Genomic DNA, 16,838 nt, shown 5'->3' on the forward strand with positions numbered 1-16,838 from the left:
TTGTAAATTAGACTCATCTTAATTCCCCTTTGTCCTATTATACGAACAAAAAGGACATCATGCATGTAAATATAAGCATATGCTTGGGAAAGATAGTTAACACTCTGAAAAATGGCAGTAATTCAAAACATCCCTTTTAATTTATTTGGCGAGGAAGTGGGAGTTGGTTTACAACTAGAAAACGTAACGACTTTATTTTAAACTACAACCAAGTACACCAATATACAAAGTTAATTAACATAATCAGCGTTCTAGGAATCTATATTATTGATCGAGAGAGTAGGAGGGGAAGGCTCCTTTTTTATTATACGTTTTTTTAGATTACTTATATTATACGCCCTTTGTAAAGACCTATATCCAGGTGAAAGGGAAATGGATGTACCAGTATGGTGCAGTATATTCCGAAGGAAGCACTGAAATCTAATTTTTTTATAAATGGATAACTTTGGTAAAGCTAGATTATTAAAATAACCAATGTTCTTAGGGAGGAAACAAATGAAGGTAAAAAAAATACATCATGTCAATAATTTGTTCCGATTATGAAAAATTAGGGTGTGATATCGTGAAGGAGACATATCGGTCAGATAGGCAGTCGTATAAATTGGATTTAATGGTCGGAGGGGAAATTTAGCTTGAATTGTTCTCATTTCCTGATAGCCCAAATCGTCCAGTTATCCTGAAGCAAGAGGGCTTAGACATCTTGCTTTTGAAGTGGAAGATATTAATCGAGCGATTGAAGATTTAGAAAAAGAAATCATTCCAGTCGAACCTATCCGTGTTGATGAGTTAACAGGAAAAAGGTTTACCTTTTTTTGTGATCCGGATGATTTGCCTCTTGAAATATATGGAAAGTAGTATTTGCAGTAGGGTTATGTATATTTTGATAAGAAAAATCTTTCATCAAGGTGCCCTAAAACAAAATAGTACTCAAAACAAAAATGGAACTCATTTTGTGATTTCCATTTTTGTTTCTGTATTTTTTATGTCATAAAATCCGTATTATATATAAATTTTTATCAACCTAGTACAATGGAATTTTTAATAACTGGATAAATGTAGGATTTAATATCTTCTCCAATAAATGCTTTTCAAATATTCAATTTTAAAAGGTCGTAATTTTAATATACTTCTTTTTCATTGAGTTATTAAAAATTCATTTTTTGTTATTGATAGGTTTTTGTATTACCTAATCTATATATTCTCAGGCAGCAAGGCTCATTGTCTTGTGAATTTTAAAGGAAGTCTTTTCACTCCAAAAACGAACGGACTTGGAATCGCCTCCAGCTCAGTCCCTTTTACATCTTCCAATTTTGCAAATGTACTTAATAGTTTCACGAGAGCTACTTCTGCTTCTAGACGTGCAAGCGGGGCACCTAAACAAAAATGAATACCAAACCCGAAACTCAAATGAGGATTTAATTTCCTTTCTAATGTGAACCGATTAGGCTCTGCAAACTTTTGTTCATCCCGGTTTGCCGAAGCGACCCAGCAAATTACTTGTTCCCCCTTTTGGATTGTTTTGCCCCCAACTTTGACTTGTTCCTTTGTAACACGGCCAATTGCCTGTATTGGAGGATAAAAGCGTAGTGTTTCTTCTACCAATTTTGGTATTAAAGGCAGATTTGTCCTAGCTTGTTCTTGAATGTTTTTATCTTCTGTCATATAGCGTACGGCATTTGTAATCAAATTAGTTGTTGTTTCATTTCCCGCAACTAATAATAAAACACAGAAAGATAGTACCTCTTCTTCTGTTAATTTTTCCCCATCAATTTTTGCTGCTAATAATAGCGAAATTAAATCTTCTTCTGGATTTACTTTTCTCTCTAAAATTATTTTTTTGAAATATTCTTTAAGAAACTCACTTCCTTCCTTACGTTTCTGTGCCATTCTTTGAAAGGCTTCATTTGAATTATCCTTGGCGCCTGCCACGAGAACATCAGAATAGGTTTTAAAAAGATCCCGATCCCTAGCAGGGACCCCCAATAATTCGGCAATTATTATGACAGGCAACGGACCAGCAAGGTTATGAACGAGATCCATAGTCCCTTTCTCATTAACTTGATCGAGAAGGTAAAGTGTCACCTCTTCGATTTTATTTTTTAAATCCTTCACTGCTTTAGGAGTGAATGCCTTGTTCACTAAGTTTCTCATTTTTGTGTGTCTAGGAGGGTCCATTGTCAAAATGCTTCCTTGAAGAGTTCCAGACCCTCGTTCCGATGAAAACAGTTTTGGATTTTTTAGAATATAATGAACGTCCTCATATCGAAATACATCCCAGCAGCTTCGAGCCTCGTCGTACCTTACAGGAGTTTTTTGTCGTAAACTATTAAAGATTGGAAAAGGAAATAATTGATCTGCGTTCGAAGCAATTTCACTCATGGGGATGAGATTAGCATACTGCTCCACTGCGCTTGTTGAGTTACGTACTTGTGTCATGGTTTCATCTCTCCTTTTATTGTGACTAATATTCATACATAAACTAGTCATGAACCGGTTCATTAACTAAGATAACAAACTCATAAATTGGTTTCAATTGACATAAATTGAGATATTTTTCAATAAGAAGAAAGTAATGACTTTGAATATTTGACTCACCACCTATTGAAAAACTCTTTTGAGTTTCATAGCTTCTCGTTTAAGATCATACCGGTACCCCAAATAGTCGGAGGGGAATATCAGCCGGAATTGTTCTCTTTTTTCTTATAGCCCAATTGTCCAACTTATCCTGAAGCAAGAGGGCTTAGGCATCTTGCCTTTGAAGTGGGTGATAGAATCAAGCGATTGAGGAGTTAGATAAAGATTATTGACCCTACAATAAAAGGTGGAAAGGGGACAATATTTAGATAGTCATTAACTTCTCCATAATTTTCTTTTGCATTTCCAATAATCCCTCAAGTTCCCAACAAGTCCACTTTATCAAAGTTGGGATTCTTTTATTTTTCATGTACATAAAAAGGGCTGTTAGTAATCTATTAAGTACTATACAGATTTCCATGAAGCTTCATAGGATATAAAAAAGGAGGTACAAGCTATGAGAGAAAAAATAATTAACCCGGAAAATAACCGTTTCCGCTTAATAACAGGCACATTTCCGGATAAAGAAACTGCCGAAATAATGGCTGAAGAACTGAAAATTCGTTATGGCTGGATTGTGTATATAATTCCAGAACAAAGTGAAAAAGACTGGCAATAAAATTAGTTACCTCGGTGAAATAGGGAAATTAGTAGAGCGGATGACTGAATTGAAATTACAAGATATAAAAGGATCTTATGATGTAATCATTAGCCTTGGCAGTTGGTGTGGACCTTCCCTTAATTTAAGGCGGTCTTCATTTCCCCTTGATTGGGTTGAATTTAATTCGCTCCCGGATGTAAGCAGAATATTGAAGAACAGATTTGTCGGATTTATGGATCTTAACAATATGAAGCAGGTAGATGGCATCGCTTTTTATCTTGATGATGGAGAAGTGGTTTTTTCAGATGAGTGCGGCAAGCAGCAAAAAGCGCATATTATTCAAGATACCTATTATAATGTTATTTCAGTTCATGATTTCCCTATGATACCTAATCAAGATTGGACTCATCTTTACCCTGCTTGAAAAACTCAATTACCGAATAAATAAGTATATTGAAATAATGTCAAATGGCAATTCCATCTTATTCGTTAGGTGGGGGCAATTTCCGTTCACAAAGCAGTGGAATTACAATATACAATGTGGGATTATGTGTATAATGGGGTAACCTTAACAAAAACATATTCTAGTACTGACTTCGATTCTTATACTGCAATCTTTTTTAAATTGCTGAAGCATTAAGTTTTTTTCTTTATTTCGCATAAAATTGTATCTCAAGAGTTAAAGGGCACTCATGATTTTAATGAGTGTTTTTTTGTGCAGTAATTTGCTCAATTATCTAAATATTCCAAAATTACAATTGACCCATAAGGGACAGCTGATTTAGAATTGATATGTATATGAAATTATGTTTTGTATATAAAACTAAAATAGAGGAGGAATATAGTTAGTTAGTGAATGAAATGTTAAAAATATTTGATTTAGGGAGGTAAGTAATATGTTTAAGAATAAATTGGCGTTCGTTCTGCTTTGTTTGGTGTTAATAGTATCTGCATGCGGTCCAAGTGACGAAACAACTACAGAAAACAAAGGGAATTCAGGAGGAAAAGCGGTTAAGCTTACTTTTACGGAACCTGCACGATTATTGTCGGTTGCCCCATTGTATGTAGCAATAGAGCAAGGTTTTTTTGAAAAGGAAGGAATTGAAGCTGAGATTGTTTCTGGTGGTGGAGGAGCACAAGTAATCGCTTCTGTATTATCAGGTGAAGCTCAGTTTGCGGTCTCGGGTCCTCGAAGTATGTTTACTCCTCTTGACAAAGGTGAAGATTTATTGGCAATTCAATCTTTAAATTCTGCGCTAACCTATCAAATTACACTCTCTAAACAATATCAAAAGAAAAAGAATGTTTCTAAAGACTCATCACTTGAAGATAGAGTGGCTTCATTGAAAGGCGCAACTATTGGTACAAACCTTGTTGGAGATTCTGGAGACGTATACACCCGTCAGTTAATGCAAATGCATGGAGTTGATCCCAATACTCTTAAAACCGTCAAATTAGCAGGAGATGGATCGAAGATTGGCGGTATGCAGGAGGGGATTGTTGACGGGGGAATAGCATCACCCCCAATGGGTTTACAAGCGGAAAGTAAAGATATAGGAGACATTGTAATCAATACAAGTGAAGAGCCAATGTATGGGAATATGGTCTGGGAAGCTGTATTTGCTAAAAAAGAATATTTAGAAGAAAATCATGAAACATCATTGAAAGTAGTTCGGGCAATAGGGAAAGGTATGGAATTCACACGTAATAACCCAAGAGAGGCAGCCGAATCGATCGAATCTTATTTTGATGGAATAGATGTTGATATTCTAGAGGAATCATTAATCGGATTGAAAAACACTTTTAAAGGCTATGGGGAAATGAATCAAGAAGCTTGGGATAATGCCCAGGATCCATTAGTTGAATTTGGCAAGATATCAGGCGTTTCTACTAAACAGGATACAACTGAAGATGTTATTTGGACAAATAGTTATATAGAAGAGGTTTTTAAAAAATAATTAGAATGGAAAGGAGATGATAGGTAAGATGGAAAATGCACAACTGGAAAACTTTAAATTGTCTACTCGTTTTTTAGATGTTACTTACGTAAATAACAAAACTGGTGCAGAAGTGATTGCCCTGCAGAATATAAATTTAAACATTAAAGATGGTGAATTTATATGTATTGTTGGGCCGAGCGGCTGTGGAAAGACCACTTTTTTAAATACTGTAGTTGGATTGCTAAAGCCAAGTAAGGGAGAAATACTATTAGATCAGCAAAAAATTGATGGTCCCGGCAAGGACAGGGCAATGGTTTTTCAAAACCCGAGTCTATTACCTTGGAGAACTGTTTTGGAAAATGTTCTTTATGGAGTTGAACTGTTAAAGCAAATAACCGCAGAGAAAAAGAAAGAGGCCAAAGAATTTATTGAAATGGTCGGTTTAAAAGGTTATGAAAATCATTATCCACATGAATTGTCAGGTGGGATGCAGCAACGGGTAAACTTGGCTCGGGCATTAACGGTAAACCCATCATTAATATTATTGGATGAACCATTTTCGGCATTGGACGCACAAACTAGGGAATTTATGCAAGGTGAGTTACTTAGAATATGGGATGAGACAAAAAAGACAAGTCTTTTCATTACACACCAAATTGATGAAGCGGTATTTTTAGCTGATAGAGTTTTTGTTTTTGGGGCAAGACCAGGACGTGTAGTGGAGGTTGTTGATGTTGATATACCTAGACCAAGAGATCTCCATGTGAAGCGCAGCCCGGAATTTTTAGAGTTTGTAGATCATATTTGGTCCATTATTGAACAGGAGTCTTCTAAACAAGGTTTCGATAATAAAGAGAAATAATTAATGTGAAAGGAGAACACTATGACGAAGGGTATGATAGAACTTACACAATCAAAGCAAAAGATAAAAAAGGCGAAGAAAATGAAAAAAGAAAAAAAGTCATTTTTTATCAGTGTTGCTTCTGTTTTACTATTCCTGTTGCTTTGGGAAACTGCCTCTCAAAATGAATGGATAAATCCATTGTTCATAAGCTCACCAATTGAAATTGCACAAGCGGCAGTTTTAATGGTCCAAGAAGTTTCCTTTTGGGAAAATATGAAGGTAAGTGGTTACGAATTTGTTTCAGGCTTTGTTTTAGCCATACTTATTGGAATCCCAATAGGTGTGTTATCAGGTTGGAACTCTACCTTTAATGCAGTGGTTAACCCTTTCATTTCAGGATTATATGTAACTCCTAAAGTAGCACTATTACCAGTGATCATCATTGCATTCGGAATAGGGCCAGCATCAAAAATTGTTATCGTATTTTTGATGGCCTTCTTTCCAATAGTGATGAGCGCTCAAAAAGCTATGTTAACATTAGATCAAAACTTAATAAAAGCAGCAAGGACATTTAGTGCAAGTGAATTTCAAATTTTTAAAACAATTGCATTGCCTTCGACGGTACCATTCCTTTTAAACGGTATTCGCTTAGGTATAGGTCAAGGATTAATTGCAGTGGTTGTAGGTGAATTATTCGCTTCGACAGCTGGTATCGGATACCAATTGACAAGCAATGGTCAAAATCTACAAACAGATCGCATGTTTGTTGGCGTGTTAGTCATTACGATTACGGGAATCATTCTTACTTCATTATTAGGCATTATTGAAAGACGCTTTTCATCTTGGAAACCTGAAAATAATTAATTAAATTAATTCTGTATCCAAACTCAATGAAAATCGAGTTTATCCGCGGTTTGAACGTTGATTTCCATTCCAGGCACTCGCTTTCCGCGGGCGGTCCGGGAGCCTCCTCGGCGCTATTTGCGCCTGTGGGGTCTCCCTTGGCCTCGCTTTTCCCGCAGGAGTCTCGTACCTTCCATTCCAATCAACTAAACTGTAGCCAAACTCAATGAAAATCGAGGTTGGATACGTTTTTTTATTAAAAAACGTTTCAGTCGATTTCAGAAATCCGCTCCCTTTCCGCCGGCTGCCTGCCAAGCCTCCTCGACGCAAGCCTCCTCGACGCAAGCGTTTGCGGTGTCTCGGCCAGCCAGTAATTCGGCAGGAGTGTCGCAAATTTCTTCAATCCAATAAGGATTACAGTGAAAAAAATTTAGGTAGAACTCTCCAGGCACTCCCTTTCCGCAGGCAGTCCGCCCTCAGCGCAATTGCGCCTTCGGGGTCTCACTGGAAACGCTTTTCCCGCAGGAGTCTCGCACATCCGCTCCAATCAACTTGTTTTGACTATATAACTATTTGGTTTAGTATGCTTTTCAAACCTGATCCATCTTTTAACAAAGCTCTCAAATCCAATCCCAAATGGAATAGAATTTCTTCAGCGATGGTTACAACACAGAATGTACTTAAATTCGTTATTTTACTGTGACACTTCACAGCGAGATAGAAATTTTATTGAAGTTCTCACGTATCCATGATACCTTCAATTTATAGGGATGGTTGGGAGGAATAGGTTTTGAACACTAAGGCATTTTTATTGGCATCTATAACAGTAATTATTTGGGGCTCTACATTCGCTGCTATTCGTGCAAGCTTGCATGGCGGATATTCAGCCGGTCATTTGGTACTTGTTCGTTATCTTATAGCATCAGGAGTTTTTATCCTTTATGCTCTCTGGCCTGGGGTGAAATTTCGACTCCCGAAAAAAGAGGATTTGTTGAGGATTTCGATTCTTGCATTTATTGGCATTAGTATTTACCATATCGGGGTGACATTCGGGGAACAAACGGTTTCGGCGGGAACGGCTGGAATGCTGATCGGTTCAGCACCTGTCTTCATCGCGATCATTGCTGGGTTCGTTTTAAAAGAACGCCTCGGACTTTACGGATGGATTGGTTTAGGAATTGGATTCACAGGAATCACCTTAATAACATTAGGTACCGCAGGACCTTCCCTGAATATTTCTGAAGGAGCTTTTTTAGTACTGATGTCAGCTATTGCTTCTGCGGTGTTTTTTGTTTTCCAAAAGCCACTGTTTAGCCGTTATAATCCGATTGAATTGACAGCTTACTTCACATGGATCGGTACAATACCCTTTTTTATATTTTTTCCTGGGCTATTTCAAGAAATTCAACATGCAACGATGGAAGGTCATTTATCAGCGATTTTTGTTGGTATTTTCCCTGCGGCCATCGGTTATGTAACTTGGGCAGTCGCTTTATCATTAGGAAAAGCCAGTTCCGTTTCCAGTTTGTTGTACATTGAACCTGTGATTGCCATTTTCGTCGCTTGGGTTTGGCTGCAGGAAGTACCTAGTACCCTTTCAGTCATTGGCGGCAGTATTGCGATATTGGGGGTCCTTGTCGTTAATGGTTTCGGAAAGTATAAATCAGTGGTGAAAAAAGCAGCATGAAAACTAGAAAAAATAGCAGCATCCCAGATCATCATGAATGAACGTATATCCTTCTAGGACGACTCAACACATAGGAGGGTATCCTAATAAAAGGAATTCACCCAGGTTGATGAGGTTAATCAGACACCTGGGGAATTGGATTTTTCCGACCTGTTCATTACCTGAAATTAAATCTATGTTTAAAGTCCCATTTCAATTTAAATGAATTATTTTCACTTGTTAAAAATTTATAATCAATATAGGACTTTTCTTTCCTAGTCATTCCGTCAACATATGGGGAATAAGTACGGAATAATAATACATTTTTCTTTTCATCAAATTCTACAAGTCTTAGCCAGCCATTTCCCCCTCGATAATTCGTTTGGTAATTGACCAGCATTTGAATGACATCATTTCCTGCTGAGTTTTGTTTTACCCGATGCGCTATCCCATAAAAATGTCCATTAACCGTCATGAACACTTGATTATGGTTCTTTACAAGTTCATCCCATATCAGCCGGCCATTGGACGAATCGGCGGCAATGGTTTTATCATCTTTAACTTTCGGAAAAATAATATCATGTGAGACGAGGATTGTCGGTTTATCTTTATGCCGTTCCAGAACTTTTTTTGACCATTCCAAGTCCTTATGGAGATTTTTCATATCCACGATTAAAACTAAGTATTCATAACTCCCGGCCTTAGCGATTGCATATGAGCTATACCCAGAGGGAGCCGATCCCTTATAGTATTTTTTATTCATAAAACGCTGTGGCCCATAATGTGTTAAAAAAGGATCTCCGGCAGCATAGTCATGATTCCCAGCCGCCATCATATATGGAATTTCCTTTTTATCCAAAAGGGAAATGGCTCTGAGCGAATTCTGCCATTGTTTTTCTGAATCACTATCGACAATGTCCCCAACAAATGTATTCATGATAATATTGTTCTTCTTGGTGTTATTGGATATCCAGTTCATTTGACTATTGAAAATCTCAGGATTTTGGCTTGAATATTTCTGGGTATCTGGAATAAAGAGGAAATTGTAATTCTTCTTATTCGTTAGAATGGGGAAGGACTTGTTTGATCCTTCAAAGGGTTCATCGTCACGAGCATCCTGTACTAGCCATTCTTTTTCAGTTAATGCCTTATTGGCAATTCGTATTTCCTGGATATTCCCTCCGAAAAGCGCATCCAACTTATTTCCCCACTCTGTGGCGCCGATATTCCAGCCTTTACCTTTTAATGCTGCAATACCTATGGCCTTTTCTGATTCTCCATAATCACTAACGCCATTTAAAGTTAGAGTCGTTGTGCTACCATCATTAACGACTGCCAAATGGTACCATTCACCAGCATTTAACGAACGAGACCAATTGCTTACATTATAGTTTAGATTGGATGGATGGCTTGTCCAGTGTAATTTTTGATCACTGGATATAGATAAAGCAGAAAGGATTTTTTTCTCGCCTTCCATTTTATTAAGATCTGCCGCCTGACCTTGTCTTGAAAAAAGCCCCATGCCACTTTTGGGTTTCCTTGGCATCTTAAATACAAATTCAATGGTAAAACCCCTATCGAAATTCTCTGAATTGATAGGTGCATCCCGTATGGTTTTAAAATACCTTCCTGCAGGGGCGTTTTCGTAATTGGCGAATTTCAAGCTATCAACTTTATCTTGAGCGTAATAATCTTCTTCAGACCATTTCAACATTTTTTTTAATTCGGGTGATGCAGGGTCACCTTTCGTCACTAACTCTAAATCATTTCCATGTTTGCTTGTATCTTCAATAATTAAATTGCCTTTATCGATTGAACCGCTTTTAACATGTTGTTTTGTGAATTTCCAATTTGCAACGATACTGCTCCGATCATTTTCAGCAACGGAATTTAAAGAATCGGCTGACTTGGCAATACCAGGAACAATCATACATAAGAGTGAGAGACCTATAAATGCTTTTTTCATTCTCATAATATATTCACCCCTTTAAATTAGATTAAGCAATTTAAAAATAATGGTTAAACATGTTAAACATGTATTCTTTACTTACTACCTGGGTAATTTTTGAGAAATAAGCCTAGGTAGGGAAGATTCCGTATAAGCTGCAATAAGGTATAGTTTGCTTATCTTCTCGATAACTTATTAAGGATGAGTAAAAAAGACTTATTACTAAAAAAGACATTAGGAGATAAGGCCTAATGCCTACAATTTGAAATCAAGGATAACAACTAATTTGAAGTATTTTGTTCTTTAGGTGGGAGGGTAGGAAAACAAGCAATGTGTTAGTATTAGGACAGTGATCCATCAAGATAATGAGGTGAAAAAAATGGTGAGAAGGAGATAGGTAGCCTCCTGTAATAGATGTGGTATTAATCTTAGGAGGCTATCTTGAATTATAGGAGATGTATGAGTTATGAAACAAAACAAATATGATGATGCAAATTTCTTTTCTGCGTATGAGCAAATGCCACGATCAGTCAAAGGACTCGAAGCTGCCGGAGAATGGCATGTATTAAAAGAGCTAATGCCAAATCTGCGTAATAAAACGGTACTTGATTTGGGCTGCGGTTTCGGCTGGCATTGCCGATTTGCCCGAGAGCAACAGGCAAGTTCCGTCGTTGGTGTGGATATTTCCGACAATATGCTTCAAAGAGCACGTGAAAAAACGGATGACCCTTGTATTTCATATATTAAAATGCCGATTGAAGATATCGATTTTTCCAGCTCTGAATTTGATGTGGTTATCAGTTCATTGGCTTTTCATTACATTAAGTCATATGAGGCAATCTGCAAAAAGGTCCATGATTGTTTAAAGCCTGGAGGCACTTTTGTTTTCTCGGTTGAACATCCAATCTTTACTTCTCGCAACGAACAAGCTTGGTATGACGATAATCACGGCAATCATCTGCATTGGCCAGTTGACAACTATCAGTACGAAGGTGTGAGAGAAACAACCTTCTTAACCGAAAACGTAGTAAAGTATCATCGAACGATTTCAACATATATGAATGACTTGATTGGTGCAGGTTTCAGCATAAAGGCAGTAAAGGAACCGATGCCTTCTGATGACATGTTAAAAAGTGTTCCTGAAATGAAAGATGAAAATCGAAGGCCCATGTTTTTAATGATCTCAGCAGTAAAGGAACCGAAAATAATGAAGTAAACGAAAAAAAGGCGTTTCTACGAAAGTAGGGACGCCTCAGACTGTAGACAAACTCGATGTAAATCGAGTTTGTCTATTTTTATGGCTTGTACAATTTTGACGTTGATTGGAACGTAGGTTACTCGCTTTCCGCGGGCGGTCGGGAGCCTCCTCGGCTTTCGCCTGCGTGGTCGCCCCTAGACGCGCTTTTCTAAGCAGGAGTCTCGAACACCCGCTCCAATCAACTTTGTCTTACCGTTTAGATAAAATCAAACAAGATCGTGAAAACCATGGAAAAAAGCCTTTTCCACCAGATAAATTTGATAAAGAAGAGACCAAAGAGATTAAAGAAAGTATAACGGATTCTGAGAGTTGTAACTATGTGAAAGATGAACGAACAAAACAGTTTGCCTATTCATTCCACGCGGCAGCAGACCTCAACGGTTTTGTAATGGGAACGATTGTAACACATGGAAATACACATGACAGTCAGATCTTAGAGCCACTAGTTGAACAAGTGATTGAGAAAGTTGGAAAACCGGAAGCCGTTGCCGCAGATGGAGCTTATAAAACACCAGCGATTACAAGCTACCTATTTAACAAAGAAATCATACCGGCTTTACCTTATACACGTCCTCGCACCAAAGAAGGATTTTTCCGCAAACAGGACTATGTATTCGATGAACATTTTGATTGTTACCTTTGCCCTTCGGGCGAAACTTTAAAGTACTCAACAACTAATAAAGAGGGCTATCGCGAGTACAAATCGCCAAAACAAATTTGTACAACATGCTCATTTTTATCTCGTTGTACAGAAAGCAAGGACTGTCAAAAAGTGGCGACGCGGCATATCTGGCAAACACATGTGGAAGAAGCAGATCATCTGCGTCGTCATCAAGATGCAAACCTATATATGCAAAACGTAAAGAAACGATTGAGCGTGTATTCGCAGATGCAAAAGAAAAGCATGGTATGCGTTGGACTCTTTTAAGGGGACTTAAAAAATTGTCGATGCAGGCGATGCTTACTTTCGCTGCCATTCATTTAAAGAAGATGGCCAATTGGGCATGGCGAGGTCCAAAAATGGCCTAACATAGTAGGCCCGTTGAGCCCCAATCTCTTAACTTTAGGCGAAAATTCAAAGGGAATTTCAAAAAGGGGTCGGAATTTTTTAATTCCGAACCCCTTTTGTCTACAAACTGAGACAGCATAAGCTGTCTTTTTTTTCACCATCTACAAATCCAATTCCAACCAAATCCGGGAACCCATACTCTCCTACAGCGTGGAATCCATTGTCCGTGTTCCCAATGACCGCCGCCATGACCGCCACCGTGTCCGCCCCATTGACCGCCGCCATGACCGCCACCGTGTCCGTTCCAATGACCGCCGCCATGACCGCCACCGTGTCCGTCCCATTGACCGCCGCCATGACCACCACCGTGTCCGTCCCATTGACCGCCGCCATGACCGCCACCGTGTCCGTCCCATTGACCGCCGCCATGACCGCCACCGTGTCCGTCCCATTGACCGCCGCCATGACCGCCACCGTGTCCGTCCCATTGACCGCCGCCCGGGCCAGGTATTCGTTCTCCATCTATATAATAATGCACATTATTAGGGTAGTAAGTGTAATTATACATTCAAGAAATCCTCCTTTTTTTGTTTACCCTTTCAGACTATGTACAAAGGGTGGGAAGGGTCCTATATGGACAATGATGGACAACAAAACAGGGCTGCCTATTTATTGTTGTTAAAATAAAAGACAACAATATTAATGGCTGTTTTTTTTTTTTGCCTCATATTGAATTTTTGTTCAGCATTAAGGTAGTAAAGGAACCGATGCCTTCTGATGACATGTTAAAAATTGTTCCTGAAATGAAAGATGAAAATCGAAGGCCCATGTTTTTAATGATCTCAGCAGTAAAGGAACCGAAAATAATGAAGTAAACGAAAAAAGGCGTTTCTACGAAAGTAGGGACGCCTTTTAGTTATTAACATTAATTTTTAAGCAATAATGCGTTGATTATCGACTTTAATTAGGTAATGATTAAATAGTTAAATATGGAAATGGGAGTTTGGAAGGGGGAAATTGAATGGTGAAGGTATTTCCGGTTATTGAAACCAAACGATTGATATTAAGGGAAGTGACACTGGAAGATGCGGGTGACATGTTCAAATATCTATCTGATACAGATGTGGTGAAGCCAATGGGGTTAGATCCATTCGAGACAGTAAATGATGTATGGGATGAAATTAAGTGGTATGAATCTATTTTCGAAAAAGGTTCGGGAATTAGATGGGGAATTACATTAAAAGATTCCGGTAAGGTTATAGGAAGTTGTGGTTATCTGAATATGGTAACCAAACACCATCGTGCTGAAATTGGATATGAATTAAGTAAAGACCATTGGGGAAAAGGCATTGCGAGTGAAACATTGGAAGCCGTTGTTATGTATGGTTATCGCCACTTTCACCTGGAAAGGATTGAAGCTTTAATTGAACCTGATAATCACCCATCCCAAAAACTAGTGGAAAAACAAGGATTTAGAAGAGAAGGACTTCTTAGGCATTATGAATTTACCCGTGGCAAATTCGATGATTTATACATGTACTCACTCATAAAGGAAGATCTTAACGGCAATTCCTTTTAATTAATTCATTATGAAGATCGTTTAAGAAGCGGTCCCTGTTTGTCGACAAAAGTGGATTTCGGAATGCACTCATTGCGAAGCCCTTTTACGATTTTACTGAGGGGATGATTACCAATTGGGGTTTTAGCGGTCTGAAGACAAACTCAATGGAAAACTAGTTTGATTTCAGTTAAAAAAAGTTCTAACCGCAAGCGGCTTTGGTATCTGAAAGTTACTCTCCAAGGGTATGGTGAAATTGTCGAATTTAATAAGTGTTTCACAAAACAGTAAAAATCCATAATGGGAATTAGTCTTTAACATGTTTTGGGATGAACATCCTAAAGTGAAAAAAAAATCTAGTTGATTGAAATGGAAGGTACGAGACTCCTGCGGGAAAAGCGCGTCCAAGGGAGACCCCACAGGCGCGAAGAGCGCCGAGGAGGCTCCCGGACCGCCCGCGGAAAGCGAGTGCCTGGAATGGAAATCAACGTTCGAATTTACAAACCCAAAATAGTAGAGCGGTTTTTTTTATAACTATATATTCATAAATCTTAGTTTACTCATTTGCTTGTATAATCTCTTTCAACCTTACAAATTCGGGTAGTGTATGACGAGTACCAATCTTTCATACCTTTTTCTTGTGCCTTTTTGTGAGCGGCATTTTCCTTCCAAAGCTTTATGGCATCCAAGGACTTCCAATAGGATACGGTAATTCCTAACCCGTTTTGATCTCTTACGCTTTCGACTCCTAAATAGCCATCTTGTTGAGCGGCAAGTTCATCCATGAATTCTGCGGTTGAATTATAGCTTGCGGCATCCTTATCGCTTCTTAGCGAAGTAAAAATGCAAGCGTAATAGGGCGGTTCGGGAGTATTTGCAAATAACATGAAATGATGCCTCCTTTTAACTTAATATTCAAAATAATACCACATAGGCGAGAATGGGAATAGTTGCCCGGTAAAGAGGTACTCAGCAAAGAAAACAAGGAGGTAAAAAGCAGTATATATATCTGACACGGCAATTCTGCTAAAGGGATTTTATTCTGATTCACGAATATATATTACTTTAACGGCTTTACAAAAAAAGGAGATGGTCTTGTGTGCGGGATTCGTTAGCAACCATATAGAAAGAGATGCATTTTTACCGGAACAACGCGATATTCTTTTGGAAAGTGCATTAAAAGATTTATCGGCAGATCCTGATGTTTTGGCTATTTACATTTCTGGTTCATTAGCAAAAGGAAACGATGATCAATACTCCGATATAGATTTGCACACCATTGTTAATCCAAAACGTAAAGCAGAATTTTTAAAGGGAAAAAGGGATAGAGCCAATAATTGGGGAGATGTTTCATTTCACGAAGACTGCAATCCTTATTCACCGTATGTCGTCACTCATTATAATACCTTTGTAAAAGTTGATAGCTGGTATCATGCACCTGAGGAAATTGTTCCCTCCATTTGGTTAAAAGAGGTAGAAGTCATCTATGATCCTTTAAATAGTATGAGTCCTGTTATAAAAGAATCGGCAGAGAAAGTGTATAAACCTACACCTGATGAAGTTGAGCATTGGAGAGGAAAGCTGCTTGCATTTGTCCATGAAACCTACAGGGCCGTTATGAGAAGAGAAATGCTATATGCACTATCCAATCTTGATAGGATACGGTGGCTGATTGTGTCTGGTTGGTATATGGAAATGGAAGAGCATTTAGATGTTCCCTATGGAGTATGGACAAAAATTGAGGGCAATAGAAGTAAGTTAGCTGGAAAGCAGTTATCCCTGTTGGAAAGTTGGGATTGTGGCCGCAATTCAAATGAAATTATTAAAACGGTGAGACGTATGATCTCGGAATTCCTCAGACTAAATGAATACTTATGTACTCAATGGGGTGTCGAAACAAATGAAGACCAAATCAAAAGAATAATCGATATGGCTATCTGATACCACATGAGGCTAATGAAATAAAGTACGTGTAAAATGTGTATTCTCTATTGGAGGGATGCTAAGTGGCACAATTGGTATATCATGTAGCCGTTTCACTGGATAATTTCATTGCCGACCAAGCAATGTTGGAAGGGGATATCAATCATTCTTTTTTCTTATTTGAAGGAGAGCATGTCCCGGACTTTTTATCCGATATCCAGCATTATGAAGCGGTGTTGATGGGAAGTAAAACATATGAATTTGGATTTCAATTCGGAGCCAAACCTGGTGAACCAGGTTATAAGGGTTTGAAACATTATATATTTTCGAGCTCCCTTCAGTTTGAATCGAATGAGGAGGTAGAGCTTATCGAGGGAAACGCCGTTGCGTTTATTGAAAACCTCAAACAGCAAGGTGACGGAAAGCTATGGCTTTGCGGGGGCGGAGAACTGGCTGGAACGTTATTGAAACATAAACTCATTGATCAATTGGTGCTGAAAGTGAATCCAGTCATAATCGGTGAAGGCATCCCTCTTTTCGGCAGTGTTAAGCCAAGTCTAAAATTAGATTTAGTTGAAATGAAACAATATCCAAACGGGGTGCTTAAACCTACATATAATATTATTTATGCGTAGGAACTTCATTCCCTAAATAAGTTGTACTTCTCCTTAGCA

At 38.3% G+C, this 16,838-nt stretch carries 14 protein-coding genes and 2 pseudogenes; 12 read left to right on the plus strand and 4 right to left on the minus strand.

Translation table 11 applies throughout. From position 1 onward, the window contains the following. Window positions 1–495 precede the first annotated feature (495 nt). Window positions 496–855, plus strand: a pseudogene (locus tag ACJ9PY_RS09530) (VOC family protein). Window positions 856–1,215: 360 nt separating this feature from the next. On the opposite strand, the gene ACJ9PY_RS09535 reads toward ACJ9PY_RS09530, so the two are convergent. Then, on the minus strand, window positions 1,216–2,436 hold the full coding sequence (locus ACJ9PY_RS09535; RefSeq protein ID WP_411739878.1) for a cytochrome P450: 1,221 nt from the start codon (window positions 2,434–2,436) through the stop codon (window positions 1,216–1,218). A gap of 595 nt (window positions 2,437–3,031) precedes the next feature. Between ACJ9PY_RS09535 and ACJ9PY_RS09540 the strand changes: the two genes are divergently transcribed. From ACJ9PY_RS09540 to ACJ9PY_RS09565, 6 genes are all read left to right on the plus strand, one after another. After that, window positions 3,032–3,193, plus strand: a complete 162-nt coding sequence (locus ACJ9PY_RS09540) for a hypothetical protein (RefSeq protein ID WP_170956404.1) — start codon at window positions 3,032–3,034, stop codon at window positions 3,191–3,193. Window positions 3,194–3,242: 49 nt separating this feature from the next. Beyond that, window positions 3,243–3,599, plus strand: coding sequence for a DUF1796 family putative cysteine peptidase (locus tag ACJ9PY_RS09545; protein WP_411739879.1), 357 nt, complete (start codon window positions 3,243–3,245; stop codon window positions 3,597–3,599). 472 nt (window positions 3,600–4,071) lie between these two features. Then, on the plus strand, window positions 4,072–5,133 hold the full coding sequence (locus tag ACJ9PY_RS09550; RefSeq protein ID WP_411739880.1) for an ABC transporter substrate-binding protein: 1,062 nt from the start codon (window positions 4,072–4,074) through the stop codon (window positions 5,131–5,133). Window positions 5,134–5,161: 28 nt separating this feature from the next. Next, entirely contained in the window at window positions 5,162–5,977 is an 816-nt protein-coding gene (locus ACJ9PY_RS09555) for an ABC transporter ATP-binding protein (protein ID WP_063576690.1), read from the plus strand. Window positions 5,978–5,998: 21 nt separating this feature from the next. Further along, a complete protein-coding gene (locus tag ACJ9PY_RS09560; protein ID WP_057276162.1) occupies window positions 5,999–6,823 on the plus strand; it encodes an ABC transporter permease in 825 nt (274 codons plus the stop codon). A 769-nt stretch (window positions 6,824–7,592) separates the two neighbouring features. Further along, window positions 7,593–8,489: a DMT family transporter gene (locus tag ACJ9PY_RS09565; protein WP_330502452.1), complete on the plus strand. Its 897-nt coding sequence runs from the start codon at window positions 7,593–7,595 to the stop codon at window positions 8,487–8,489. 157 nt (window positions 8,490–8,646) lie between these two features. Here ACJ9PY_RS09565 and ACJ9PY_RS09570 read toward each other — a convergent pair whose 3' ends face one another. Beyond that, window positions 8,647–10,440 (minus strand): LamG-like jellyroll fold domain-containing protein, encoded by a 1,794-nt coding sequence (locus ACJ9PY_RS09570; protein WP_278089222.1) that lies wholly within the window; start codon window positions 10,438–10,440, stop codon window positions 8,647–8,649. A 442-nt stretch (window positions 10,441–10,882) separates the two neighbouring features. Between ACJ9PY_RS09570 and ACJ9PY_RS09575 the strand changes: the two genes are divergently transcribed. Together ACJ9PY_RS09575 and ACJ9PY_RS09580 are read left to right on the plus strand one after the other, a co-directional pair. After that, window positions 10,883–11,632 (plus strand): class I SAM-dependent methyltransferase, encoded by a 750-nt coding sequence (locus tag ACJ9PY_RS09575; protein ID WP_411739881.1) that lies wholly within the window; start codon window positions 10,883–10,885, stop codon window positions 11,630–11,632. A 361-nt stretch (window positions 11,633–11,993) separates the two neighbouring features. Then, window positions 11,994–12,703: pseudogene (locus ACJ9PY_RS09580) on the plus strand (transposase). A gap of 134 nt (window positions 12,704–12,837) precedes the next feature. Here the strand turns inward: ACJ9PY_RS09580 and ACJ9PY_RS09585 are convergent. After that, window positions 12,838–13,251: a hypothetical protein gene (locus ACJ9PY_RS09585; RefSeq protein WP_411739882.1), complete on the minus strand. Its 414-nt coding sequence runs from the start codon at window positions 13,249–13,251 to the stop codon at window positions 12,838–12,840. A gap of 456 nt (window positions 13,252–13,707) precedes the next feature. Here ACJ9PY_RS09585 and ACJ9PY_RS09590 point away from each other — a divergent pair, with 456 nt between their 5' ends. Continuing rightward, the gene (locus ACJ9PY_RS09590; RefSeq protein WP_369316614.1) at window positions 13,708–14,262 is read left to right on the plus strand and encodes a GNAT family N-acetyltransferase; all 555 of its coding nucleotides are present in this window, start codon (window positions 13,708–13,710) and stop codon (window positions 14,260–14,262) included. Between the two features lie 539 nt (window positions 14,263–14,801). Here the strand turns inward: ACJ9PY_RS09590 and ACJ9PY_RS09595 are convergent. Beyond that, complete coding sequence (locus ACJ9PY_RS09595) at window positions 14,802–15,128, minus strand: antibiotic biosynthesis monooxygenase family protein (RefSeq protein ID WP_057276156.1); 327 nt, start codon at window positions 15,126–15,128, stop codon at window positions 14,802–14,804. Between the two features lie 208 nt (window positions 15,129–15,336). On the opposite strand from ACJ9PY_RS09595, the gene ACJ9PY_RS09600 reads away from it, so the two are divergent. Both ACJ9PY_RS09600 and ACJ9PY_RS09605 read left to right on the plus strand, forming a co-directional pair. Continuing rightward, window positions 15,337–16,182, plus strand: a complete 846-nt coding sequence (locus tag ACJ9PY_RS09600) for an aminoglycoside 6-adenylyltransferase (protein WP_411739883.1) — start codon at window positions 15,337–15,339, stop codon at window positions 16,180–16,182. Between the two features lie 65 nt (window positions 16,183–16,247). Then, window positions 16,248–16,799: a dihydrofolate reductase family protein gene (locus ACJ9PY_RS09605; RefSeq protein WP_411739884.1), complete on the plus strand. Its 552-nt coding sequence runs from the start codon at window positions 16,248–16,250 to the stop codon at window positions 16,797–16,799. Window positions 16,800–16,838: the final 39 nt, after the last annotated feature.

Origin of the sequence: Peribacillus sp. S4 (assembly GCF_046715815.1) — a bacterium.
GTDB lineage: Bacteria > Bacillota > Bacilli > Bacillales > DSM-1321 > Peribacillus > Peribacillus frigoritolerans.